The sequence below is a fragment of the Hyalangium ruber genome (genome assembly GCF_034259325.1).
Classification (GTDB): Bacteria; Myxococcota; Myxococcia; order Myxococcales; family Myxococcaceae; genus Hyalangium_A; species Hyalangium_A rubrum.
The window spans coordinates 36,860-59,414 of the sequence record NZ_JAXIVS010000028.1 but is presented as its reverse complement, the minus strand read 5'-3'; the positions used below and the strand labels follow the sequence as shown (position 1 = coordinate 59,414).

Sequence of the window (22,555 nt, the reverse complement as noted above, 5' to 3'; positions counted from 1 at the left end):
GACTCGCTTTCACGTCCACGGGGAGCTGGCGAAGGGGGCGGTCGGCGCGTCTCGGGCCTATGTCCTCCGAAGCGTCTGCGATAGAGGGCGATGACATGCCCACCCGTCGCGTTCATGGCGCCTCCTGCTTCAACGCTCCCGGCACCTTCGCGGGGATCGCCTTCTCCCCTGACTCGCGCACCCTGGTGGCGCTCCTCCCAGGCGAGGACTCCACCCGATGCGTGTCCTTCGCCGTCGACAGTGGCGCTGTCGTCGCTCAGCGCGAGATCAAGGGGCTCTGGAGGCATGTCCGTGTCCTGCCAGGAGGCGATCTCATCGTCTCGTCGTGGGGGAAGGTCCGCCGGCTCTCACCGAGTGGGAAGACGGTCTGGACAGTGGAAGGCGAACAAGCGCTCCATCTCGGCGCGGTGAGCCCGGACGGCTCGTTGCTGGCCACCGTGAAGGGGGCAAGCGCCCAGGTCCGAGAGACGAAGCGAGGCACCGTCGTCCACACCGTACGAGAGAAGGAAGGGGACCTCTACGCCGTCGCCTTCAGCGCCGACGGTGGACTGCTGGCGACCGGCTCGTCGAAGGGAATGGTTCGCCTGTACGACGCACGCAAAGGCAAGGAGCAGGCGAAGCGCAAGAGCAACAAGGTCATCTCCCTCGCGTTCTCGCCCGGGGGGGAGCTCCTGCTCGTCGGCCAGGGGACCGGGAAGGTCGAGCTGTGGCAGGTGAACGCGCTGAGGCCCGTGTCGTCCTTCGTGGGCTATCACGGGTTCGAGCAGGGCGGCGGCGCGGGTTGCAGATGGGTCTGCTTCTCGCCTGACGGAAAACGCGCGTTCTCGCTCGGTAATGAGCGCCGGCTGCGCTCCTGGAGCATCCCGGGTGGCGGCAAAGGACCGGCGATCGAGGTCCCTGGACGGCATGAGCAGGGCTCGGTCACCGCGCTCTCTCCCGATGGCCGCTGGCTTGCCACCGGCTCCACCCCGGGGGCGTTGAGTGTCTGGTCGACGAAGGACGGCGAACCCGTGGTGAAGAACGCGGTGCAGGCGCCAATCCAGGGGCTCGCGCTCACCCCACGCGCGGTCGTGGCCGCTTCGATGAGCTCCTACGCTTCGTGGGCGCGATCGACTGGCGCGATGACGGAGATTCCCGCGGTGTTCCCTCCGACTGACGTGAAAGGGCTCTCGTCAGGCTTGCTGGTACGGCTGGACTATCAATCGATCTTCGTCGGTAAGACGCTCGATCCGAAGGCTGACTCGGCCTTCGAACTCTCCGAGTACGCCTCCGGTGCCCTCTCCCTGTCGCGGGGAGGAACACTGCTCGCGGCGCCGGCCCAGAACAACGTCGAGCTGTGGGAGCTGAAGCGGGGCGTGTGCCTCGCCACGCTTCCGCACGCCGAGCGGACGATGGCGTGCGCCTTTGGCCCGAAGGACGCGTGGCTGGTGACCGCCGACGAGGCCCTCCACCTCTGGCGGCTGGGAAAGACACCGGAGGTGATTCGCGACATCGTGATCGACAGCGGAGGATCGGACACGATCGTGCGTGGGCTCGCCGTCTCAGAGCGCGGCTGGATCGCCGTCAGCGTGGATGGAAGCGACAACAACGCCAGTGCGGAGAGCTCACTCCTGGTGGTCGATCCGCGCAGCGGCGAGACGGTGGCGCGACTGGAGCGCCCGGGCGTGCGGCTGGGGCAGGTGGCCTTCGTGGGCGGGGCGCGCATCGCGGTCGTTGACTCCTCGGGACGGTTGCTGCTCGCGGACGCGGCCGACCCGCAGAAGGCGCACTGGCTTGAGGCCCAGGAGGCGGAAGACGTGTGGCCCGAAGGGTCGATGCGGGAGGCGCTTCCGTTGGCGACGCTTGGCGATGACGTGGCCTACGTGGGGCCGGACGGCAACGTGGTCGTGCAGACCCTGCCCCAGGTGAAGCCGGAGGCCGGCGCGCCCTTCCTCCTGGAGGCATTGGGAGCAGAGGGCGCGAAGCCAGAGGCGATGTTCGAGCAGCGCCTGGCTGGGACGCGTTTCCTCTTCGCCGGTCGCTTCAAGGACACGAGCGCGAACTTCCGTGAGCTGACCGTGAAGGAACTGGGTGGAGAGGTTGCCACCAAGCCTGACGCGAAGGTCACGCATGTGGCGCTCGGCGAGAACCCCTCCGCTGCGCTGATGCCCGCTCTGGCCGCCAAGGGAGCGAAGTTCAAGTCAGTCTCGGAGCCGGCGTTGGCCAAGCTCCTGCTGCCGACAGCGGGTGAGGCGCGTGCCCTGTTGCGGAACGAGGTGAAGAACGGCGCCAGGCGTTGGAACACCTGGCGCGAGCGATACGTGGAGGCCGGTGGCGAGGACTTTCCCACGTCCCTCCAGGGCATCGACCTGGAGGGACTGGACCTCCAGCAGTACCGGCTGGCGGTGCTGGACTTCACGGGAGCCAAGCTCGCTGGCGCGAACCTCTCGGGCGTGGACCTGTTCGACACCGTCTTCCGTGGCGCCGATCTGCGCGGCGCGATCTTCACCGGCGCCAGGTGCTTCCGCACCGTCTTTAGCGGGGCGGATCTGCGCAAGGCACGCCTCGGCGTATACCTCGCCAGCGCGCGCTTCGACGGGGCCGACCTGCGCGACGCCGATCTCCTCGGCGCCGAGCTGATGTACGCCAACTTCTCTGGCGCCGACCTTCGCGGGGCCAGGCTGCCGGAGAAGCTGACCGACGTGAAGTACGACGCCAGGACCCGGTGGCCCAAGGGCATGCGTCCCCCGGCTTGAACGCCCCAGAGTTCACCGGGAATCCTATTTTCTTGGATCCAACCTGACAGGTACAGGCCACGCTTCAAAAACCTTGCTCGGACAGGGTCGCTTGATTCTTGATGGCGCCCTACCTCGTAGCCAGGAGCGCTCCATGCCGAAGAAGGTTCGTCCTGTTCCGAAGGGCTTCACCACCGTCACGCCACATCTCGCGGTCAAGGATGCCCATGCGGCCCTGGCCTTCTACAAGAAGGCCTTCGGCGCGAAGGTGCTGGGGAAGATGCTGGCTCCAGATGGCAAGGTGATGCACTCGGACGTCCAGATTGGAGATGCCCACGTCTTCGTCTCTGATCCGATGATGAACAGTGTGCCGAGTTCCAGCACCCTGCACCTGTACGTGGAGAACGCGGACAAGGCGTGGAAGAAGGCGGTGGGGGCGGGCGCTCAGGTTGTCATGCCGCTGGAGAACGTGTTCTGGGGAGATCGATACGGCGTCCTGTCGGATCCGTTTGGCCAGCAGTGGGCCATCTGCAGCCAGGTCGAGGACGTAGCTCCGGCGGAGATGAAGAAGCGCATCAAGGCGATGTTCTCGCAGCCTCCGCCGAAGTAGGCGCGAGGGCCCTTTTCCCACGCTCAGGTGGCGGAGATCGAGGGCCACCGGTCGCGCCAGGGAGCGGCCTGCTCGAGCTGATAGGCGAGGCCGAGCAGGGTCGCCTCTTCGCCCCGACGCGCGGCGAAATGGCTGCCGATCGGCCAGCCGGCCGAGGCGGTGAAGAGCGGCACGCTCATGGCGGGTACGCCCGCGATGTTATGGATGGGCGTGTACCCGGCGAGCTTCTCGGTACGACGGATCAACGTCTCTCGATCGAGCTCGGGCGAGAGCGTGCCCAGGGCGAAAGGCGCGACTGGCACCGTCGGGCACAGCACGACGTCATATCCGTCGAGGTAGGAACGCATGCGGTGGCCCGCGTCCTCGAAGCTCACCATGGCGCGCGAGAACGTGTCGCTCGGCAGCCCGCGATACCAGTCGATCAACGAGAGCGTGAATGGCTCGAAGTCTTCGGGGCCGACGGGGCGTCCGAGCATGCCCTTCATCGTCGCGGCGACCTCTGTCAGCGCCGCGGCCGAGATGGCGAAGAATCCCGTCGAGAGGGTCGGACCGTCGAACTCGGGCGGTGGCGCCTCGATGAGCTCATGGCCCAGCTCGGTGCAGAGCGCGATCGTTCGCTCGAGTGCCTTCGCGACCTCCGGGTCCGGAGCGTCGCCCATGATCGTCCGCGAGTAGAAGCCGATGCGGAGCCGACGCGCGAGCGGTCGGTCGACATAGCCGACGGGCGGTCCCGCCTTGCCGCCGACTTCCTCGGTGAGCGAGAGCAGGAGCGCGCTATCGCGCACACTCCGGCTCACGCAGTGATCGCGCAAGAGATCGAAGGGGAGGGCCTGGCCCGTGGACACGAGCCGTCCACGCCCCGGCATGAAGCCGAAGAGGCCACACGCGGCTGCGGGGATCCGGATCGAGCCGCCGCCGTCGCTTGCGTGAGCAAGCGGCACCATGCCGCTGGCGACGGCGGCCGCAGCGCCTCCGGATGAGCCCGTGGCGGAGCGGGTGAGATCCCACGGGTTGTGCGTCACACCCTCGAGCAGCGTCTCGGTGCTGCCAAGCAGACCGAACTCCGAGGTCGTGCTCTTGCCCAGGGTGATGAGGCCCGCCGCGTCGAGGCGCTCGGTGTATGGGGACCCCTCACGCGCCATGTTGGAGCGGAAGAGGCGAGAGCCCATCGCGCAGCGCTGGCCGGGGTAGGGGAGGAGATCCTTCAGGAGGAACGGAACGCCCGCCAAGGGGCCGCTTGGTTTCTGGGCCGCCCGCGCACGAGCGGCCGTGAAGTCGTGGCTCGCGAGCGCGTGGATGGAGGGCTCCAGGGCTTCGATGCGGCGGATGGCCGCATCAACGAGTTCGAGCGCGCTCAGCTCGCCGCGCGATACCAGGCTCGCCTGCGCGACGGCGTCAAGACGGGAGAGATCGGTCATGTGGCCACCCATTTTGAAAAGCCCGCGAGGCCCGCGAGCTGGTAACTCCAAAATCCCTGGAAGGCGTTGCGGATAGACGCCTCATCCTCATGCGCCTCCAGGATCGAGACGATGGTGCGGACGGTGTTGCGGAAGATCTGCTCGAGGACGAAGCGCGCGGCCCCCGAGAGCCGTGTGCCCGTGTCGGCCCGGAACTTCGCGAGCGTGGGGCGCATCAAGGCGCTCACGAATCGCTCGGCGAAGGCCTCATGCCGCGAGCCCTTCGAGCGGTCGAGGAGGATGATCACCTGCCGTCGATGCTCGACCCAGAAGCGCAGCAACTCCTCTGCTTTGCCCCGGGCTGACGCGTCGAGCGCCGTGAGGTCATCCGCGCGCGCGAGGGCTCGGACGCGCCTCTGCACGAGGCGGAGGAATGTGACGGCGAACGCGTCGGGAAGCACCTCGTAGAAGAGCGCGTCCTTGTTCTCGAAGTAGCGATAGACGTTGCCCGTCGACACGCCGGCACGTGCCGCGATGTCGGCCACGGTGGCGCCCTCGTAGCCAGCCTCGGCGAAGGCTTGCTCGGCCGCTGCGAGCACACGGGCATGCGTCTCCGGTTTGCGCGTCTGGACCATCGTCGCTCCTAAAGTGAATGATGCGTTCGCTTTTGGCGCGTGTCAAGACCCAGGGGTAGCTACGTCCAGAGGAAGGTGCGCCGCGCCGCCAGGAAGGAGGCCAGCCCCCAGGCTCCCAGCACGAGCAGATCCTTGCCCAGGGAGAGAAGCCCCGCGCCGTCCAGCAGGATGCCGCGCAGGCCATGGTTGAGCGCGTTCAACGGGAGCCACTGCACGAGCCCCTGCAGCCAGGCGGGGAAGTGACTCACGGAGAAGAAGACGCCGGAGAGGAGTCCCATCGACATGCTGGTCACGCTCATCACGCCGTTGGCCGTCTCCAGGTTCCGCGCACGGCTGGCCACCAACACGGCCACCCCCGCAAGGCAGACCGCGCCGAGCAGCCCGAAGGCCGTGAACGCCAGCACACCACCCGAGACCCGGACTCCGAACACGAGCCGGGCGAAGCCCAACAGGACGAGGATCTCGACCAACCCGAGCGCGCCACGCCAGACCAGAAAGGAGAACAGGAAGCTGCCCCGCTTCATGGGCGTGGCCACCATCCGCTTGAGCATCTTGCCTGTTCGCAGCTGTACGAGCACCGAGCCCACCCCCCAGATGGCCGACGACATGAGCGCGAAGCCCACCACCCCGGGGATGAGGAAGTCGACGTAGCGGCGGCCCGTGCCCTCGCGCGGCGAGTCCTTCACCACCACCTGCTCCGCTCCTCCAGGCGACCGTTCGAGCACGTTCAGGGTCGCCAGACGCGCGATTCGCCCGTCTTGCTGCAAGGGGTCAACGTTCAGCCGGAGCGGAGGACCAGGCTCCACCACGAGCATGACCCGACCCTGCTTCAGTGCCTTCATCGCCTCGGCTGGAGGCAGGCGCTCGGCGCTCAGGTCCGGGGATGCGTCGAGGCGGGCCGTGATCCCCTCCGCGTCCAACCCGTCCGTCACGGCCACGGAGAGCACCGACGGGGCCTTGTCGCGGAAGGCGAACCCGAGTGACAGGGACAGCAACAGCGGAAGGCCGAAAGTCCAGAAGAGCGCCCACGGCTCGCGCAGGAGGCTGCGGACCCGAAGCAGGAACAGGAGACGCATCGGGGAGGGCTTCATGTTGGCTCACTCTCACGCAGGCTGCGGCCGGTGAAGGCCAGGAACACGTCGTCGAGGGTCGCCTCGCGCGTCGAGAGCGCGCGGAGCGTCATGCCCAGCGAGCGCACCCGCTCCATCAACCAGGGCAGCGCCAGGTGAAGCTCCGCCACATGCAGGGTGAATCCAGCGCCACGCGGGAAGAGGTTGTGGAGCGTCGGCAAGTCGGCCAGCGTCTCGGGGGCAAATGCCCTGCTCGCTACCAGCTCGATGACGTGCCCGCCTCCGATGCCGGCGATCAGCTCGGTGGGCTTTCCCTGGGTCACGATGCGTCCACGGTCGACGATGGCCACCCAGTCACAGAGCATCTGAGCCTCGCCCAGGTAGTGGGTGGTCAGCACCACCGTGCGTCCGCCGGCCTTGAGGCCCGAGAGGATGTCCCAGAGGGCTTCGCGCGATTGTGGATCCAGCCCGGCGGTGGGCTCATCCAAGAACAGCAGCTCCGGATCGCCTGCCAGCGCGGCGGCGAGCGAGAGCCGTTGCAGCTGACCACCTGACAGGTGCATCACATAGGCCCCACGCTTCTCCTCCAGTCGCGCCAGTCCGATGAGCTCGTCCACCGAGAGGCCGCGGGGGTAGAAGGAGCGGAAGAGTTCGAGCGTCTCGTGGACCGTCAACCGGCCGTAGAACCGCGTCTCCTGTGGAGCGATGCCGATACGGGCGCGCAGCCCCGTCGAATCTCCCTCCCAGCGTTGGCCGAGCAGGCTCACGCTCCCCGACGTTGGCGCCTGGAGCCCCTCGAGCAGCTCCATCGTGGTGCTCTTTCCCGCGCCATTGGGACCGAGCAGCCCGACGCACTCGCCCGACTGGACGACCAGATCGATGCCATCGACAGCCACCGTGCCGCCGTAGTGTTTGACCAGCCCCTTGGCCTCGATGGCAGGGGGAGCGAATTCACTCATGAGCGCTCTCCCTTGGAGTCCGTCCGAGACAGAGGGCGAGGAGCACGGACTCGGAGAGGCCGTCGAGTCCAAAGAGCTGGTTGAGCTCATCGTCGGCCCACCCCCCCATCATGCAGGAGCGGATGCGCTGGCACTCCGCCAGCAGGGTTGCGTGTTGGCCCAGCATTCCGGCTTCCATGAGGACGAACCGATAGCCGCGCTCCTGGTACTTGATCATCGTCCGCTCGAACATCCCGCTGATCACCAGGCAGCACGCGGCGGTCGAGCTCATGGTCCAGTCTCGCTCCATGCACCGCAGGCGCTCGGACTGGTCCCCGAGTTCCAGCACCTCGAGGGCGTGGTGCGCCACACGGTAGTGATAAAGGCCCGGGGCAAGCCCTTGGACCCGTTGCGCCAGCAGGTAGAGCTCGAGGGGATAGAGCGCGCCGGCGCTGGGGATGGCCCGCAGGTATTGCGTCACCCCTGGGCCTTCCAGCGTGCCCGTGATGCCATACGAGAGCTGAAGGAGGTTGGCCAACTCCTGGAGTGTTACGGGCCCGGTGGGATCGAATGCACGGACGGAGCGCCGGCCCACGATGATCTCCTGGAGTTCCCGAGCCAGGACCAGCTCCGCGCGCGGTAATTCCACCTGCGGATGGCTGGGGTAGCTCTTGTAGGACTTCGAGAACTGCTTCAGGAGCCCCTCGGAGAGGATCCGACCGATCCGCCGGTGCATCTCCTGCTGCCGGTGGGGCGTGAGCTTGGAGTTCTCGTGGAACAGGAGGCCCAGGGCCGTGTCTCCCTGCTCGAATTCCTGAAGGATGCGTCTGGCTTTCGGTCTCATGGTGTCGCCTCAGGGGAAGGGGTGGGGATAGCGGCTCAGCTGTTCCTCCTTCACCCGCTCCGCGCGAGCCCCGATCCGGACGGGGACTTCGTAGAGTCGCTTGCCTCCGAGGAAGGGCCAGCGATGGTCGGCGTGGAGCGGCTGGAGCTCCGGGGTGACGACACGAACCACCGTCAGCCCGAGCGACCGGATATCCGGCGTCGTGAGATCGACCACCAAGGCCTCGTAGCCCTGGGCTTCCAGCCGGCGGACCAGCTCCTCGAGCTCGGTGGTCGCGTCGGTGGGCTCCCATCGGGGCAGCGCGTCCAGGGTCAGCTCCGCGCTCACCCGCTGGTCGATTCCGAGCAGGTGGGGTGTCAGCTCCCGCACCGCCGTGTAGAGCATGCACGAGAGCGAGAAGTCGGTGACGTTCGAGAAGTCCGCCGCGGGCTTCCAGCCGGCGTGGCGCTGGAGCTGCCACAGGACGTACGGTTTGCCTTGAACGGCTTCCAGGAGTGCCTTCAGCGTGGCCTGGCTTCCATCGAGTCGCGAAGCGGCGCCCACCACGTGGAGCGGCCCCTGGAACGTCTGGCAGGACAGGATGGTGTAGGTCGTGGGCACGCCGAGATCGTGGGTGATGTCGTAGGCCCGGTACTCATGGCCCGGGACGGCGAGGTGTTCGAGAAACACGCGGCCGGCAGGCGTTGCGCGGGATGCGCCGCGGAGGTCGATCCGGCGAACTGGGAGATCGTTCATCCAGAAGAGGGTGAACGCGTCCCGCTCGAGACACTCGTAGAGGCCGGAGAGGATGGCGCGCTCCCGTGAAGGGCCCGCGCCCAATCCCGTCGAGAGGGTGTGACCGATGTCCGCTTCGCCGGGCCGAGTGAGGCAGGGCATGTAGACACGGGAGGCAGGGAGCAGGATGGGCTTTCTCCGGACGAGGGAGTACCCCCAGACCCAAGAGAGAGGTGCGTCGTCCGAGAAGCGTTGGAACGGAAAGCCGGGTCGCGCGTATTGGCGATCCGAGAAGAGCGCGAACCGCTCGGGTTCGATGACCTCGTGGTGATTGCGGAGCTGTCGGTAGGTGCCGAAGAGGATGTTCTTGGGCTCCATGAACGAGGCGCAGTAGCCCTCCAGCAACTCTCCGAGCGCGGAGCGTAAGGCCTCTTCGGGGGTCAGCCCCGCGCCGCCGCAGTTCCGCCGGGGCGGGAGACTGTTGAGTGGGCCCAGGGGGGCCGCCTCGACGCTGCAGAGGTGGACGCGCGGCTCGCCTGCTCGAGACGGAGTCCGTGTGATCGCATGCCCGATTCCGATGCGAGCACTGACCAGCTGTTCCACCCAAGAGGGGGAGTCTTCATTCGTTCGCATGGTCCAGTCTCGTTGTCGGCGCGGTGCCGTGCTGCGGGGCCACGAGGACCCCGCAGGTTCAGCACCCGAGGCCGCACGCCTGGTGTCGCTTTACGCAGGCTTGTTGCTGCTGCAGCAGCAGCAACACGCACTGGCGGGGGCAGAGGCTTCCTCCTCGAACTCGCTGACCTTCTCGATGGAGAACGCGCTCGCCTGCACTGCTGCTTCGACCTCGATCGACTGCACCTGTTCGTTCATGGTTGACCTCCTCGGCTGGATGCACCAGGTGGCGTGCCGAACCGTTCCACCCAATGAATGGATGGACGATGGCGGGTCTGTGATGAGGGAGCGCACGGCTTGCCAGCCCGGATCCTCTCGAAGCGCGGACGAGCTTCGAACGCCGTCACGTTTCGAGGGTCCTCGCTCCCTCTCGGGTGTGATGCCGCATCGCCTGACTCGGTCCGAGCCCGCTCGCGCAGCCATCCCGGAGATCGCGCCGGGACTGGCGCAGTTGTGGTTCGATCCCTCCGAGGTGACGCCCCAGGTGGTTCAGGCGCTGGCAAGCCATGTCAGCCGAACGATTCACCGCCTTCGCAGGCTGTCCTCCCTGGACTTCGTCACGCCGTTCGAGGTCGTGCTGGATGCAAGGCAGTTGGTGCCCGTCGCCTATCCATCTCTGGCACTGCCGCGCATCGTCCTCCCGGTGAATCCGCGGACACTGCCGCCTGGAGAGGATCTCTCACCCGAGGTCGTTCACGAGCTCGCCCACCTGCTCTTGTTCGCGTCCAGTTCCCCCTTCTTCTCCGAAGGTTGGGCCGTCGCTTGCTCCTACCTGCTCTCTCCGAGCACCTACTTTCCCTTCTCGTTGAGGGACGATGCGCCCTCGCTCCATCACCTTCTCGCTGAACAGCCAGAGGGCATGCGCACGCTGGTCCAGGAACTGCGGCCTCATGGCGCCTGGGGAGACTTGCGCATCCGAGAGATGCCCGATGAGAGCAACCGGCTCGCCTACGCGCGCGCGGGCTCCTTCGTCCTCCATCTGATCGAGGAGCGTGGTGTCAGCGCCTTCACACGTCTCCTCCAGGCGCTCAGGGATGATCCCCGACTTCTGGAAGAGGTGGCCTGCGAGCGACTCTACGGCTGCGGCCTGGTCGAGTTGGAAGCGGAGTGGCGGAGCAGGCTCGAACGGATGCGCCCGGCACCGGTCTCTCGCCCCCGGGGTGGCTCGCCCCTGTTCCACTCGTCGGACTCCGACTGGGAGTTGTGTACGGATGGGCTCAGCCAGGGGCATGTCACTTCGCTGGGGCCGAGCTGCGAGGACGGTGTCGCGCTGAGTGGGAGGGTTGGCATCGAGGTGGCCCTGCCGTTCATCTCCCTCATGCGGTTCCTGCGGCGGGACCGCTCCCCCATGAATCTGCGAGGCCAGGCGGGTCTCCGCTTCGAGGCACGTGGGGACGGAAAGGCGTACCAGATCTGCCTGGCGACGCAGCGGGCGCAACAGCCGGGAGCGGAGTTCATTCACCTGCTGGCGACACACCCTGAGTGGACGTGCCACGAAGTCCCTTTCTCCCGGTTCCACCGTTTCGTGAGCGACCGGTGCGGCTGGACGGGAGAGGACGTGCTCGCGCTCTACCTCCGGGTGTTCGGCTATCGGGGCCAGGACATCCATCTCGAGATACGCAAGCTGGAGCTCTACTCATGAACGAAGAACTCGAAGCCAGGCGACCCCGGTTGGGGCCTTCGAGGAGCGTCGTCCGCGATGGCGATGCCACCTGTTACATCATGACGAGCGGTAGGGAGTTGCTCCGCTGCCAGGGCACGCAGGTCTCCCTCCTGGTGGATCAACTGCTGCCGCTCATGGACGGCACTCGCACCGTTGGGGAGATCCGAGCCGCGCTCGCGGGGAAGCCCGAGGCTGGGAGCGTGGATACACTGCTGGACTTGCTGTGGGCTCACCACGTGGTGGTGGATGTGGGGCCGGAGCAGGCGTTCTCCGCGGATGAACTCAGGGCGTTCGGCGGCGTGGTGGCGCTGCTCTCCCGGAGCTTTCCAGATCCGTACCGCCCCCTCGAGCGCCTGCGTCAGGCGCGCGTCGTCGTGGTGGGGCATTCGGAGCTGTCCCGAGAGCTGGTGCTTGCCCTGGCGGAGTGCGCCATCGGTGCCATCGAGCTCGTGACGGAAGGAGCCCCTGTGTCCCTCGAGGTGCAGCTCCCTGTCCGAGTCCAGGCGCACCCCATCGAGGCGCTGGAGGCCGTCGTTCCGGGGGCCAGCCTCGTCATCGGTGTGCAGGACGGCGAGTTCAGCTTCACCCGGCGGATGCGGGAGTTGAATCGCCTCTGCCTGCGGTTGGGCTCCAGCTTGCTCGCGGTCCGGCTGACGCTGGATGCGGAGGGGTGGATCGGGCCGCTCCACACACCGGGGACAGCGTGCTTCGAGTGCGTGAACCTCCGGCAGGAGAGTCACCTCAAGGCCTGGAAGGAGCAGCTCCTTCATTGCGCGCAGGTCGAGCAGGGGCTGCTCGTGGGCAAGCGGCTCGGGTTCCCCCCTTTCCAACGACAGCTTGCCAACGCGGTGGCAGTGGAGGTGCTCCTCCAACTGACCGGACTCGAGCCCTCTCGCCTGAGCGGGCGCAGCCTCCTCGTGGATGTCCTTACCCAGGAGCGGAGTCTCCACCCGGTGCTGAAACATCCCGCCTGCCCCGCCTGCGGTCATTCACCCGCAGCGCGCGTCTTCCCCTGGGGGGATGAGGAGATCCGCCTCGGACGGATGCTCTTGAAGCAGGAGGAAGGCAGATGACGGTGGCGAGGGTGCTCAGCAGTCAAGTCGTGTTGAAATCCGTCGTGCGGGAAGACTCCCAGCTCCTCGCGGACTGGCTCGGAGATCCAGACTTCGCGGGCTCCTTCTTGAACGTCTGGCCCGTGTCTCGTGAGCAATGGGAGGGCATGCTGTCGCACCCCTGGGATGCGCGGACGGATGGCATGTTCCTGATCCTGGCCTCCGAAGGAGGCGAGCCCATGGGCCTGGTGGGGTACTTCAATCCCTTCACGCGCACGGATCTCTTCCAGGGACTCGAGATATGGGCCCAGGTCCATCCTCGGTTTCGCCAACGCCGGATCGCCGTCACGGCATGCCGCCTGCTCATCAGTCGCCTGTTCTCGACCCTGCCCGTCGAGAGGATTCAGGCGACAGTGACCGTCGGGAACGACGCGCCCTGCCACGTGGCGCATCTGCTGGGAATGCAGCGAGAGGGGATCTGTCGCAGCATCACGCTCCTCAACGGGCGCTACGCGGACATGTACCTGTATTCGATCCTGAGGAGTGACTGGCGGAGCGAGGCGGAGTACCTCCAGGCTCGCTGACCGAGTTACCTCAACCACCTCGACGCCGAGGAGCGCAGCGCCCCGTGGAGCCGGGGTGCCCAGCGACGCAATCTGTCATTGAGACCATCGAGCGCGCGATGCCGCAGGCCCTTCGTGGTCTGACTGGCGCGCGCCACCGTTTGCTCCAGCGCATCCCAGGAGCGCAGGACCTGCAAGGACTCCGTACCCGGCTCCATGGCCGGAGGATCACGCTCCGGCTCCCGCTGCTCGCAGGTGGCCAGGCCATTGAGGAACACGGGCTCGAACAGAGCCGCGAGCCGCAGGGGCAGCGCTGCCGCCTTCCCGGGCGCGGGGTCGGGCACACTCAAGGGAAAGCTCGCGGTCCGGTTCCGATCGATGACGAATACATGGAGCAGCCACGGGTGTTGGCGGAAGTGGGCCAACTCCAGGTGGTCCCCGAGAGGGAAGGGGACCTTCGTCTCGATGTAGTCGTCTCCTCCAGGGATGGCACGCGACACGCGTCGGAAGGCACGCGAGACCGCCCACGCCGCTGTTGTCCCGCGCAGCGCCCCGATGAGCTTCTCGAAGTGCCCGGGGTAGATGAGTCCTGAAGCCTCGAAGAAGGCCAGGTACTGGCCACGGGCCCGACGGATCGCCTCGTTCATCAGCCCACCCTGGGGACCGCGCACATGCTGAATGCGGAAGTCCTCGATGTGCTGGTACTTCTCCAGCGTCCGCAGCGCGTCCCCAGCGCTTGCGTCCGGCTCCACCAGGACAATCTCGAGGGGCCGGTACCTCTGGCAGGCCAAAGAGAAGACCGCCTCGTCGAGCAGGTGCCGGTGCTCGGGGCCGTTCCAGAGCACGACGCTGAGCAGTTCCGGCTCATGGCTTACGGAGGGGGCTTCCTCATGTGCTCGTGCCAGGACGTAGAGGAGTACGTCGGCGCCAGCTCCGGGTGAGAGCTGGGACAGCAACTGGTTCAGGGCTCGCTCGGCACCCTCGGCGAGGGAAGTCCGCCGGGACGCTTCCTCGTGCGCCTCGCGATGCACCACCCTCAGCCGACAGGCGGAGAGGCAGTGTGCGAAGCTGGCCTCGGAAGGGCCCTGGCGAGCCGGAGTGCCGTCCACCAGGGTGGCGAGCAGTGCGCTCGCCGCTCCAGTGTTGGCAAAGCCGAGGAGGATCTCCGCCTCGGGGACTGCCTCACGAAGGAGGCGCAGGCGGGCTTCGAGTCCCTCCGCTGGAAGGCTCTCCGCGAGGACCACGTGGGTCGGTGCGAACCTTCGCCACGCTTCGGTGTCGAGGGCTTCGCCCGACACCAGCTCGCGGCCAGAGCAAGCCAGCTCCCTGGCCAGCGCGTCGTTCTTCCCCAGCAGGAGGACCCGGCTGCCGGGCGCCGCGCGTCTCAGCACGAAGGAGTGCAGGTGCCTGTCGACCGTATCTTGGGGGAGGGCACTCACCAGCGCGACTCCGCGAACATGAAGAGGTGCCGGAAGTCGGCGACGCGTGCCATCGCGGCGGGAGGACGCGCCACGGCGGGCAGGGAGAACGGTTCGCCGCCCAGCGCCTGGTACTCGCGCAAGCGCTCCCGCGCGAACGCCGCGTTGCCGTACTTGGCGCCCAACAGCGCGGCGCTGCGGCGCACGCTCAGCTCCCGGCGCGTGGTGATCTCCCGATCTACCGTGTAGTGGTGGACGAGCGCTCGCGGGGCTACCCGGATGGAGAAGCCCGCGGCTCGCGCCCGCCAGGAGAGATCCACGTCCTCGCAGTACATGAAGAAGCGCTCATCGAAGCCCCCCACCTGCCGGTATAGCTCCCGCGTGAGAAGCAGCACGCATCCCGAGCACCAGGGCGTCTCATGTGTCACCGGCTCGTAGGGCTTGGGGTGCTCGTCCGGGAACAGCCGCGCCTCGATGAGTCCCGTGCGCTCCGCTCGCTCCGCCTCCGTCACCAGTTCGCTCAGGCAGCGAGGGTGGGGCACTCCGTCCGGGTTGACGCACAGATAGTAGCGGGTGGTAGGTGAGGCGAACGCCTCCTTCATGACGCGGTTGTGCGCCGCGCCGAAGCCCAGGTTCGCCCCCGCGAAGCGGTAGTCGCTCCCTGGCGCCAGCCGGGAAAGTTCCGCACGCAGCGCATCCGTCGGCGAGTTGTCCCACCACACCACCCGGAAGGCCGGTGTCCCCGGCGTCTCCTGGTTCAGTCGCAGCGCCGCGCACAGCCGCTCCAGCTCTCGCGGAACATTCTGGTAGAGGACGATGCCCAGCCACAGCACGGCATCATCGAGATCGCGCGACATGCGGCTGTATCCCTACACCAGGCACCCGGCCCGCCGCGAGCATCTCGAGGGCCGCCCTTGCTCCCTGGGCAGCCGGCCGAGCATGGCTTCCCCATCGAGGGCCGGATGATATAGAGCCGCTCCATGCGTGAGCCTTCTCAGCGCCCCGCGAACGGCGCGTCTCCCGGACTGACCATCATGGAAGGAGGCAGTAACGAGCGCGGGTCTCTTCCCCCTCCCAGCATCGAGTCCGCCGCGGACCTCGCCGAGCGCGCGGGGGCCCAGTTCCTCCTGGTCGACGAGCTGCGTCGCAGCGACGCCACCGCCGCCGAGCTGGCCGGCCCCGAGCGCATCCTGCGAGAGATGCTGCGCGAGCTCCGCCTGCGCGCTCCCCGGGGTTCCGCGTCCTTCATCCCGGGGCCGCGCCCGTTTCCGCTCTACTCCAACATCCTGGGCGAGGTGGAGCGGCGCTTCGTCGCGCGGGGCGGCTCTCGTGGGTACCGGCGCATGCTGCGCGCGGCCCGTCCGTTCCAGATGGAGCTGCTGCGGACGCAGTTCCGCTTCAACGAGCAGCTGACCTCCATCCTCGTGGAGCCCGAGCGCTACACCGGCACCGACTCGGAAGCGGTCCAGAGCCAGCTGCGCCAGTTGCTGGAGCCGCTCGCCGACCCCACCGCCTGGCTGCACCAGTCCCACCGCAAGGCGGCCGTCGCCAAGGCCGTGGGGCTCCTCAAGCGCTCGGGAGTGGCCGGCCTGAGCAAGCTGCTGCGCCCGGCGCTCGAGCGCATGCGGAGCTGGAACCACATCGCCATCGAGGCGCTGCTCGCCGGTACGGGCGACTCGATGCCGACGCGCGCCCAGGCCCAGGAATTCGTACGCCGTCTGGAGGCGGTGGCCGATCCCTGCCCCCCGGAGCTGAACCTGCCGGAGCTGTGGCGCGAGACGCTCGCGCCCCAGCGCGACTTCACCCGCGAGGCCACCCGCGCCCTGGCGCGCCACCTGGCCATCCTTCCGCCCTTCTCGGACGTGGAGTACCGCCAGTGGTGCGCGATGTTCGAGCCCGCGCGCATGCTCACCGCCGCCCGCGCGGTTCGCCAGCTGCGGCAGCTTCCCTCCTTCTCGGTGCTGGTGGGCGCGCGTGAGCTCAACCTCGCGCACTGGCGCGAGTGCATTGGCTCCCTGCTGGCGCAGAGCTACGAGCTGTGGGAGCTGTGCGTCGCGGGGCCCGAGCACGCGCTGGAGCAGCTGCGTGGCACCCTGCCTCCGGAGTGGACCGCCGACAGCCGGCTGCGCTTCATCCCCTCCGCGGCCAGCGCCAGCCATGGGGCCGCCCTCAACCTGGCGGCCAAGACCGCGCGGGGCGAGGCCCTGGTGTTCATCGACCCGGCGGACCGGCTCGCGCCCCACGCCCTGGCGGAGATGGCGCTCGCGCTCGACGCCCAGCCGGAGGCGCGCATGGTGTACTCGGACGAGGACCGGCTGGATGGAGGCGGCAACCGCTGCCGCCCCTTCTTCAAGCCGGACTGGAGCCGGGACATGCAGCGCGCGTGCGACTACGCCTCGCGCTTACTCGTCATGCGCCGCAAGGCATTCGAGGAGCTCGGCGGCATCCAGGAGGGCTTCGACGGCGCCGAGCTGTACGAGCTGGTCCTTCGCGCCTCGGAGTCCTCCACCCCGGCGGCGCACGTGACCACGGTGCTCTACCACCGCCGTGAGACGCCTCGGGCCTTCCACTTCGTCAACGCGGCGGCCCACGTCGCGCTCACCCAGCACCTGTCGCGCTGCGGAGAAGAGGCCGAGGTGCAGGTGACGCGCACGGGCACGCTGCGCGTGCGCCCGCAGGTGAAGGGCAGCCCGCGCGTCTCCATCATCGTCCCCTTCAAGGACAAGCCGGAGCTGCTCCAGCAGTTGTGGAGCACCTTCAGCGCCCAGACGCGCTGGGAGAACTGGCAGCTCATCCTCGTCTCCAACAACTCGGTGGACCCCCGGACCCACGCGCTGCTGGAGGAGCTGGAGGATCCGCGCATCCTCAAGCTCACCTGGAACCACCCCTTCAACTACTCGGCCATCAACAACTTCGCGGCCCGCTATGCCAAGGGCGAGCTGCTGCTCTTCCTCAACAACGACATCGAGATCATCGAGGAGGGGTGGCTGGAGGAGCTCATCGCCCAGGCCCAGCGCCCGGAGGTGGGCGTGGTGGGCCCGATGCTGCTCTTCCCCAACCGGAGCATCCAGCACGCGGGCGTGGTGCTCGGGCCTGGAGGCTTCGCGACGCATGCCTTCTGGCGGGGCCGCCCGGACGAGGAGTGGACGCCCTTCGGTCGCGCCGACTGCATCCGCGACTTCCTGGCCGTCACCGGCGCCTGCATGATGATGCGCCGCGAGGTCTTCGAGCAGGTCGGCGGCTACGACGAGCGGATGATCGTCTCCGGCAGCGACGTGGAGCTGGCGCTGCGCGTCGTCGGGCGTGGGCTGCGGTGTGTGTACACCCCTCATGCGTGCCTGGTGCATCATGAGTCGGCCACGCGCCGCTTCCACGCCATCCCCGACCGGGACGCCTGGCTCTCGTACAGCGCGTTCCGCCCGTGGACGCGGCGCGGCGACCCCTTCTACAACCCGAACCTCACCTTCGCGACGATGGACAGCTCGCTGCGCACGGACGAGCGCACCGCCGAGTCCCTGGCGGTGCAGATGCTCGCCTGGGAGCTCCCCGCGACGCAGGCGTTGCTCGGTCCCCGATAAGCCCCGGACAGGTCGCTCGGCGGGGGTGGGCCCCGCGCCTTGTGGCCTGTCTCAACCACATGTTATAGGCGCCGCCCTTGCTCAGGGCCGGCCGTCAAGTCAAGTAGAGATCATGAATCAAGACACTCCGTTGGTGACCGTCATCATTCCCGTCAAGAACGGCGGGGCCCTGCTACGCGAGTGTCTCGCCGCGGTCTTCCGTCAGAAGACGGATTTCCCCTTCGAGGTGCTCTGCGTCGACAGCGGCTCCACGGATGGTTCCCTGGACACCATCCGAGCCTTCCCGGCCCGCCTGATGGAGATCGATCCGAGCACCTTCGGACACGGCCGTACGCGCAACCTGGCCGTCCAGCACAGCCACAGCCCGTTCGTCGCGCTCATCACCCAGGACGCCGTCCCGGCGGACCGCGCCTGGCTGCGAGAGCTGGTCGCCCCGATGCGGGAGAACGAGCAGGTGGCCGGCGTGTTCGGCCGCCACGCGCCGCACCCCGACTGCATGCCCGCCGAGGCGTACATGCTGGAGCGGCACTTCGCCAACTTCGGCGCCGACACCACCCTGTTCCGCATCAAGCCGGGGCCCGAGGGGTGGGCGCACTACGAGGCGAACAAGCCCTACTACCGCTTCTTCTCCGACAACAACGCCGCCCTGCGCCGCTCGGTGTGGACCCGCATCCCCTACCGGGATGTGGAGTTCATGGAAGACCAGATGTGGGCCTCGGACGTCCTGGAGGCGGGCTACATCAAGGCGTATGCGCCTCGCTCGGTGGTGCGCCATAGCCACAACTACTCGCCGCTGGTCCAGGCGCGCCGCACCTTCGATGAGGCGCGCTACCACCGCGAGTACTTCGATCTGCCCGACATGCCCGGCATCCGCCGGCTGATGCACCACAGCCTGCTCCAGTCCAAGCAGGACGTGCGCCAGCTGATGGCCGACCCGCGCGAGAAGGACAAGCTCTCCAAGGCGGCGGTGACGGTGGGCCGCAACGTGGGCCAGGCCCTGGGCTGGTTCCTCGGGGACCGGCACGAATTGCTGCCCCAGGCGGTGATTCGCCGCATCTCCCTGCACCACCAGCTCAAGGGGGACGCGGACGCGCGCGTGGCCCGCTCCAGCCTGCTCCAGGATGCGAGCAAGGCGCTCCAGAGCACCCTGGCCTCGCGCGGCAAGCTCGACACGGTCAGCACCGTGGGCCACAAGGTGGCGATCAGCTGGAAGCAGTACCGCCGCGAAGGCATCTCCAAGGCGCTGCTGTCGGCGCATCGCGCCCTGAGGACGCCTCCCAAGGAGCCTCGGGGCTGGTGGGAGCAGGATCACTACCGCCTGCTGGCTCAGCCGCCCAAGGCCCGCGCCGTGGTGCCCTCTTCGAGCGCGCGCACGCTGGACCCGGAGCACCTGGTCATCAACTGGGTGATTCCTCCCTTCGGGCGCGGCGGAGGTGGCCATATGACCATCTTCCGCACCATCCACTTCCTGGAGCTCCTGGGCCACCGCTGCCGCGTCTACATGACGGACAGCCACGGGCTGCCTCCCGAGCCGATGCGGCTGCAGGCGATGGTCCACCAGTGGTTCCTGCCCATCCAGGCCCCGGTGCTGCACCTGGGCGAGGAGGAGATGGAGCCGGCGGACATCGTCATGGCCACCGCCTGGCACACCGCCTACCGGGTGCGCGCCACCAACTGCGCGCCGGTGAAGGCCTACTTCATCCAGGACTACGAGCCCGACTTCTTCGGCGTGGGCGCCGAGTGGCAGATGGCCGAGGACACCTACCGCTTCGGCTTCTATGGGCTCACCGCCGGCCCGTGGCTCGAGTCGCTGATGCGCACCAAGTACGGCATGCACGCCCGGAGCTTCCAGCTCGCGGTGGACCATGACGTCTACTACCCGGATCCGGTGCTGCGCGACGGCAAGCGCAAGGTGTTCGCGTACATGCGCCCCAACACCACCCGCCGGGGTTTCGAGCTGGTGGCGCTGTCGCTGGGGCAGGTGAAGGCGCGCTTCCCCGAGGTGGAGATCCACATCGCCGGGGCGGAGCTGCCGCCCTCCGCGCTGCCGTTCCCCTTCGTCTCCCACGGGGTGCTGGACTTCGACGGGCTGCGGCGCGTCTTCTCCGCCAGCGATGTGGCGGTGTGCCTCTCGTTCACCAACTACAGCCTGCTGCCCCAGGAGCTGGCCGCCTGTGGCTGCCCGGTGGTGGACATCGACGTGGAGAGCACGCACCAGGCCTACCCCGAGGGCGCCGTGGTGCTGGCGCCTCCCACGGTGGCGGGCATCTCCCAGGAGGTCTGCCGCCTGCTGGAGGACGAGGCGCTGCGCCAGCGGACGATCGCCGCGGGCTTCCAGTACGTGCGTGGCCTCTCCTGGGAGAAGGCCGTGCTCCAGACGGAGGAGGCCCTGAAGGAGTTCGCGCTGCTCGGCACAGGCAGGGCGTCCCAGCAGGCTCCGTTACTGGGCGTGGTGCGGTAGCAGCGCTACCGCGCGGGTGTCATGAGATGGGGCAGGGGAGCGGTGCTCCTCCTGCCCCATTCCTCTTTCAGGAGCCGACGCGCCGAGGCAGCAGATCGAGCCGGGCCATGCCCTCGCTCTCGACCCGCCAGCGGTGCGGCGGACGGGCCACGCCACTGTCCGCGATGGCTGAGCTCACCTTGAACCGGCACTCCTCGCGCCGCGTGTCGTACTCCTCGCCGCCCGGCCCCCGCGCGCTCACGTCGAAGGTGTACTCACCCGACGTCAGGCCGATCCGGTCGATGTGCAGCACCAGCGTGCCCTGCAGCCCCAGGGGCTGAGGGAGGCTCAGCCGCTCGGCCGCGGTGCTCGTCTGGTACGCCACCGTTCCGTCCACCCGCTTGAGCGTCACCGCGAAGTCCACGTCCTCCAGCGGCTGTCGCGCCGTGAAGCCCACGTGCAGCGCCAGGCCTTCCTCGGTGTCCAGCTGCGTCAGCGCCGCGCCATCCCGCCCGCGCAGGCTCACCTCGGTCAGCTTCAGCAGCGGCTCCGGTGTCGGCACAGGCACGGGCACGGGCGCCAGCTCCACCGAGGGCAGCGCGCCACCGTCCGCGGCCAGCGCGGCGGGCACCATCACCCGCGACTGCTGCTGGGCGAGTGCAACCGCCCGCCGGTACTCGGCCACCACCTCGCCCGGAGGCCCCACCCGACGGATGCGGCCCGCGTCGATCCACGCCGCCAGGTCGCACCACCGCTCGATCGTTCCGAGGTCGTGCGTCACCAGGACGATGGTCTTCCCGGCCTTCTTGAACTCCGTCATCTTCCCCATGCTCTTCTTGCCGAAGTGCTCGTCACCCACGGCGAGGATCTCATCCACGATGAGGATGTCGGGATCCACGTGGGTGGCCACGGAGAAGGCCAGCCGCATGTACATGCCGCTGGAGTAGGTGCGCACCGGCTCATCGACGAAGTCGCCCAGCTCACTGAAGGCGATGATCTCGTCCATGCGCGCGCGGATCTCCGCGCGGGACATGCCCAGGATGATGCCGTTGATGAGGATGTTCTCCCGGCCGGAGAAGTCCGGGTGGAAGCCGGCGCCCAGGTCCAGCAGCGCGGAGATGCGCCCGTTGATGTCGATGGTGCCGGAGGTGGGCGAGTAGATGCCCGTCATCAGCTTGAGCAGCGTGCTCTTGCCCGAGCCGTTGCGGCCGATGACGCCCACCGTCTTTCCCCGGGGGATGACGAGATCGATGCCGCGCAGGGCCTCGATGGACGTCTTGGGGGTGCGATCGCGCTTGCCCATCAGCCAGCGCACCAGCTCGGACTTGAGCGTCGTGTACTCCCGCCGGATGGTGCTCTTGCGGAAGTTCTTGACGACGTTGCGGATGACGATGGCGTCCATGTTCTGTGTCTGGCTCAAACGACCTCCGCGAACTCTTCGCGGCGGCGCTCGAAGATGGCGGAGGCCACTCCCAGCAGCACCAACGCGATACCTGCCCACAGCGCCAGGGGCTCCAGCGCGGGGAGTTGATGATCATAGAAAATGGACTGGTACGACGTGATCATCACCGCCATGGGGTTGGCCAGCACCATCACCTCCCGGAACTTCTCGGGGATGGTCGCCGCCTTGTAGAAGACGGGGGTGACGAAGAACCACATCGTCAGCAGGTTGGCGATGATCTGCTGCAGGTCCCGGAAGGTGACGTTGATGGCGGAGATGAGGTAGGCGAGCGCCATCGTCACGCACAGCTGCGTGAGCAGCACCCCGGGGAAGGCCACCAGGTGCCAGGTGGGGGTGTGGCCGAAGAAGAGCCCCAGCACCACCAGCAGCGGCATGGACAGCAGGAAGTTGCACAGGTGGGTGGCCACCACCGTGGCCGGAAGCACCTGGGCCGGGAAGCGCACCTTGGTGAGCAGGTCCCGTCGGTCGCTGATGGCGCTGGCCCCACCGGAGATGGAGGTGGAGAACCAGATCCACGGCAGCAGCCCGATGAACATGAAGTACGGGTAGGCCTCGATCTGCTGCCGCATGAAGACGGAGAACAGCAGCATGTAGACGAGCATCTGCAGCGTCGGGTTGAGGAACGTCCACAGGAACCCGAGCAACGAGCCGCGGTAACGCGCCTTCAGCTCTCGTTGGGTGAGGCTCAGCAGCAGGCCGCGGTACTGGTAGAGCTCACGGAGATTGCGCAACATGCGGCGGTATCCCTACACCAGACAGAGGGCTGGCGGCGAGCACCGGGGGTC

The 22,555-nt window shown here is 67.8% G+C and carries 18 protein-coding genes; 7 read left to right on the top strand and 11 right to left on the bottom strand.

The window, feature by feature from the left end:
* Positions 1-95 precede the first annotated feature (95 nt).
* A complete protein-coding gene (locus tag SYV04_RS42565; RefSeq protein ID WP_321551857.1) occupies positions 96-2,735 on the top strand; it encodes a pentapeptide repeat-containing protein in 2,640 nt (879 codons plus the stop codon).
* A 133-nt stretch (positions 2,736-2,868) separates the two neighbouring features.
* Positions 2,869-3,324 (top strand): VOC family protein, encoded by a 456-nt coding sequence (locus tag SYV04_RS42560; RefSeq protein ID WP_321551856.1) that lies wholly within the window; start codon positions 2,869-2,871, stop codon positions 3,322-3,324.
* 23 nt (positions 3,325-3,347) lie between these two features.
* On the opposite strand, the gene SYV04_RS42555 is transcribed toward SYV04_RS42560, so the two are convergent.
* The 7 genes from SYV04_RS42555 to SYV04_RS42525 form a co-directional block, all read right to left on the bottom strand.
* Complete coding sequence (locus tag SYV04_RS42555; protein ID WP_321551855.1) at positions 3,348-4,742, bottom strand: amidase; 1,395 nt, start codon at positions 4,740-4,742, stop codon at positions 3,348-3,350.
* Positions 4,739-5,356, bottom strand: coding sequence for a TetR/AcrR family transcriptional regulator (locus tag SYV04_RS42550; RefSeq protein ID WP_321551854.1), 618 nt, complete (start codon positions 5,354-5,356; stop codon positions 4,739-4,741). Before SYV04_RS42550 ends, SYV04_RS42555 begins: the two co-directional genes overlap by 4 nt.
* Positions 5,357-5,415: 59 nt before the next feature.
* Positions 5,416-6,447, bottom strand: coding sequence for an ABC transporter permease (locus SYV04_RS42545; protein ID WP_321551853.1), 1,032 nt, complete (start codon positions 6,445-6,447; stop codon positions 5,416-5,418).
* Complete coding sequence (locus SYV04_RS42540) at positions 6,444-7,385, bottom strand: ABC transporter ATP-binding protein (protein ID WP_321551852.1); 942 nt, start codon at positions 7,383-7,385, stop codon at positions 6,444-6,446. The genes SYV04_RS42545 and SYV04_RS42540 overlap by 4 nt, the downstream gene beginning before the upstream one ends.
* The gene (locus tag SYV04_RS42535; RefSeq protein WP_321551851.1) at positions 7,378-8,208 is read right to left on the bottom strand and encodes a SagB/ThcOx family dehydrogenase; all 831 of its coding nucleotides are present in this window, start codon (positions 8,206-8,208) and stop codon (positions 7,378-7,380) included. The genes SYV04_RS42540 and SYV04_RS42535 overlap by 8 nt, the downstream gene beginning before the upstream one ends.
* Positions 8,209-8,217: 9 nt before the next feature.
* Positions 8,218-9,555, bottom strand: coding sequence for a YcaO-like family protein (locus SYV04_RS42530; RefSeq protein WP_321551850.1), 1,338 nt, complete (start codon positions 9,553-9,555; stop codon positions 8,218-8,220).
* Positions 9,556-9,645: 90 nt separating this feature from the next.
* Positions 9,646-9,792, bottom strand: coding sequence for a hypothetical protein (locus tag SYV04_RS42525; RefSeq protein ID WP_321551849.1), 147 nt, complete (start codon positions 9,790-9,792; stop codon positions 9,646-9,648).
* Positions 9,793-9,973: 181 nt separating this feature from the next.
* Between SYV04_RS42525 and SYV04_RS42520 the strand changes: the two genes are divergently transcribed.
* From SYV04_RS42520 to SYV04_RS42510, 3 genes are read left to right on the top strand one after another with little or no spacing between them, the layout of a single operon-like run.
* Complete coding sequence (locus tag SYV04_RS42520) at positions 9,974-11,236, top strand: CIA30 family protein (RefSeq protein WP_321551848.1); 1,263 nt, start codon at positions 9,974-9,976, stop codon at positions 11,234-11,236.
* Positions 11,233-12,330 carry a TOMM precursor leader peptide-binding protein gene (locus SYV04_RS42515; protein ID WP_321551847.1) on the top strand — a complete coding sequence of 366 codons (1,098 nt, stop codon included), beginning with the start codon at positions 11,233-11,235 and terminating at the stop codon, positions 12,328-12,330. The genes SYV04_RS42520 and SYV04_RS42515 overlap by 4 nt, the downstream gene beginning before the upstream one ends.
* Positions 12,331-12,359: 29 nt before the next feature.
* Positions 12,360-12,893 (top strand): GNAT family N-acetyltransferase, encoded by a 534-nt coding sequence (locus SYV04_RS42510; protein WP_321551846.1) that lies wholly within the window; start codon positions 12,360-12,362, stop codon positions 12,891-12,893.
* A 5-nt stretch (positions 12,894-12,898) separates the two neighbouring features.
* Here SYV04_RS42510 and SYV04_RS42505 read toward each other — a convergent pair whose 3' ends face one another.
* On the bottom strand, positions 12,899-14,311 hold the full coding sequence (locus SYV04_RS42505; protein ID WP_321551845.1) for a glycosyltransferase: 1,413 nt from the start codon (positions 14,309-14,311) through the stop codon (positions 12,899-12,901).
* The gene (locus SYV04_RS42500) at positions 14,308-15,147 is read right to left on the bottom strand and encodes a glycosyltransferase family 2 protein (protein WP_321551844.1); all 840 of its coding nucleotides are present in this window, start codon (positions 15,145-15,147) and stop codon (positions 14,308-14,310) included. The genes SYV04_RS42505 and SYV04_RS42500 overlap by 4 nt, the downstream gene beginning before the upstream one ends.
* Before the next feature lie 123 nt (positions 15,148-15,270).
* On the opposite strand from SYV04_RS42500, the gene SYV04_RS42495 reads away from it, so the two are divergent.
* A complete protein-coding gene (locus SYV04_RS42495) occupies positions 15,271-17,868 on the top strand; it encodes a glycosyltransferase family 2 protein (RefSeq protein WP_321551843.1) in 2,598 nt (865 codons plus the stop codon).
* A gap of 112 nt (positions 17,869-17,980) precedes the next feature.
* Complete coding sequence (locus SYV04_RS42490) at positions 17,981-20,329, top strand: rhamnosyltransferase WsaF family glycosyltransferase (protein WP_321551842.1); 2,349 nt, start codon at positions 17,981-17,983, stop codon at positions 20,327-20,329.
* Between the two features lie 67 nt (positions 20,330-20,396).
* Here SYV04_RS42490 and SYV04_RS42485 read toward each other — a convergent pair whose 3' ends face one another.
* Positions 20,397-21,710: an ABC transporter ATP-binding protein gene (locus tag SYV04_RS42485; protein ID WP_321551864.1), complete on the bottom strand. Its 1,314-nt coding sequence runs from the start codon at positions 21,708-21,710 to the stop codon at positions 20,397-20,399.
* Between the two features lie 14 nt (positions 21,711-21,724).
* Complete coding sequence (locus SYV04_RS42480) at positions 21,725-22,504, bottom strand: ABC transporter permease (protein WP_321551841.1); 780 nt, start codon at positions 22,502-22,504, stop codon at positions 21,725-21,727.
* Positions 22,505-22,555: the final 51 nt, after the last annotated feature.

Excerpts from the sequence above, each read along its gene's own strand:
- SYV04_RS42565 (WP_321551857.1), top strand. The coding sequence starts at position 96 with ATGCCCACCCGTCGCGTTCATGGCGCCTCCTGCTTCAACGCTCCCGGC.
- SYV04_RS42560 (WP_321551856.1), top strand. The coding sequence starts at position 2,869 with ATGCCGAAGAAGGTTCGTCCTGTTCCGAAGGGCTTCACCACCGTCACG.
- SYV04_RS42555 (WP_321551855.1), bottom strand. The coding sequence starts at position 4,742 with ATGACCGATCTCTCCCGTCTTGACGCCGTCGCGCAGGCGAGCCTGGTA.
- SYV04_RS42550 (WP_321551854.1), bottom strand. The coding sequence starts at position 5,356 with ATGGTCCAGACGCGCAAACCGGAGACGCATGCCCGTGTGCTCGCAGCG.
- SYV04_RS42545 (WP_321551853.1), bottom strand. The coding sequence starts at position 6,447 with ATGAAGCCCTCCCCGATGCGTCTCCTGTTCCTGCTTCGGGTCCGCAGC.
- SYV04_RS42540 (WP_321551852.1), bottom strand. The coding sequence starts at position 7,385 with ATGAGTGAATTCGCTCCCCCTGCCATCGAGGCCAAGGGGCTGGTCAAA.
- SYV04_RS42535 (WP_321551851.1), bottom strand. The coding sequence starts at position 8,208 with ATGAGACCGAAAGCCAGACGCATCCTTCAGGAATTCGAGCAGGGAGAC.
- SYV04_RS42530 (WP_321551850.1), bottom strand. The coding sequence starts at position 9,555 with ATGCGAACGAATGAAGACTCCCCCTCTTGGGTGGAACAGCTGGTCAGT.
- SYV04_RS42525 (WP_321551849.1), bottom strand. The coding sequence starts at position 9,792 with ATGAACGAACAGGTGCAGTCGATCGAGGTCGAAGCAGCAGTGCAGGCG.
- SYV04_RS42520 (WP_321551848.1), top strand. The coding sequence starts at position 9,974 with ATGCCGCATCGCCTGACTCGGTCCGAGCCCGCTCGCGCAGCCATCCCG.
- SYV04_RS42515 (WP_321551847.1), top strand. The coding sequence starts at position 11,233 with ATGAACGAAGAACTCGAAGCCAGGCGACCCCGGTTGGGGCCTTCGAGG.
- SYV04_RS42500 (WP_321551844.1), bottom strand. The coding sequence starts at position 15,147 with ATGTCGCGCGATCTCGATGATGCCGTGCTGTGGCTGGGCATCGTCCTC.
- SYV04_RS42495 (WP_321551843.1), top strand. The coding sequence starts at position 15,271 with ATGCGTGAGCCTTCTCAGCGCCCCGCGAACGGCGCGTCTCCCGGACTG.
- SYV04_RS42490 (WP_321551842.1), top strand. The coding sequence starts at position 17,981 with ATGAATCAAGACACTCCGTTGGTGACCGTCATCATTCCCGTCAAGAAC.
- SYV04_RS42485 (WP_321551864.1), bottom strand. The coding sequence starts at position 21,710 with ATGGACGCCATCGTCATCCGCAACGTCGTCAAGAACTTCCGCAAGAGC.
- SYV04_RS42480 (WP_321551841.1), bottom strand. The coding sequence starts at position 22,504 with ATGTTGCGCAATCTCCGTGAGCTCTACCAGTACCGCGGCCTGCTGCTG.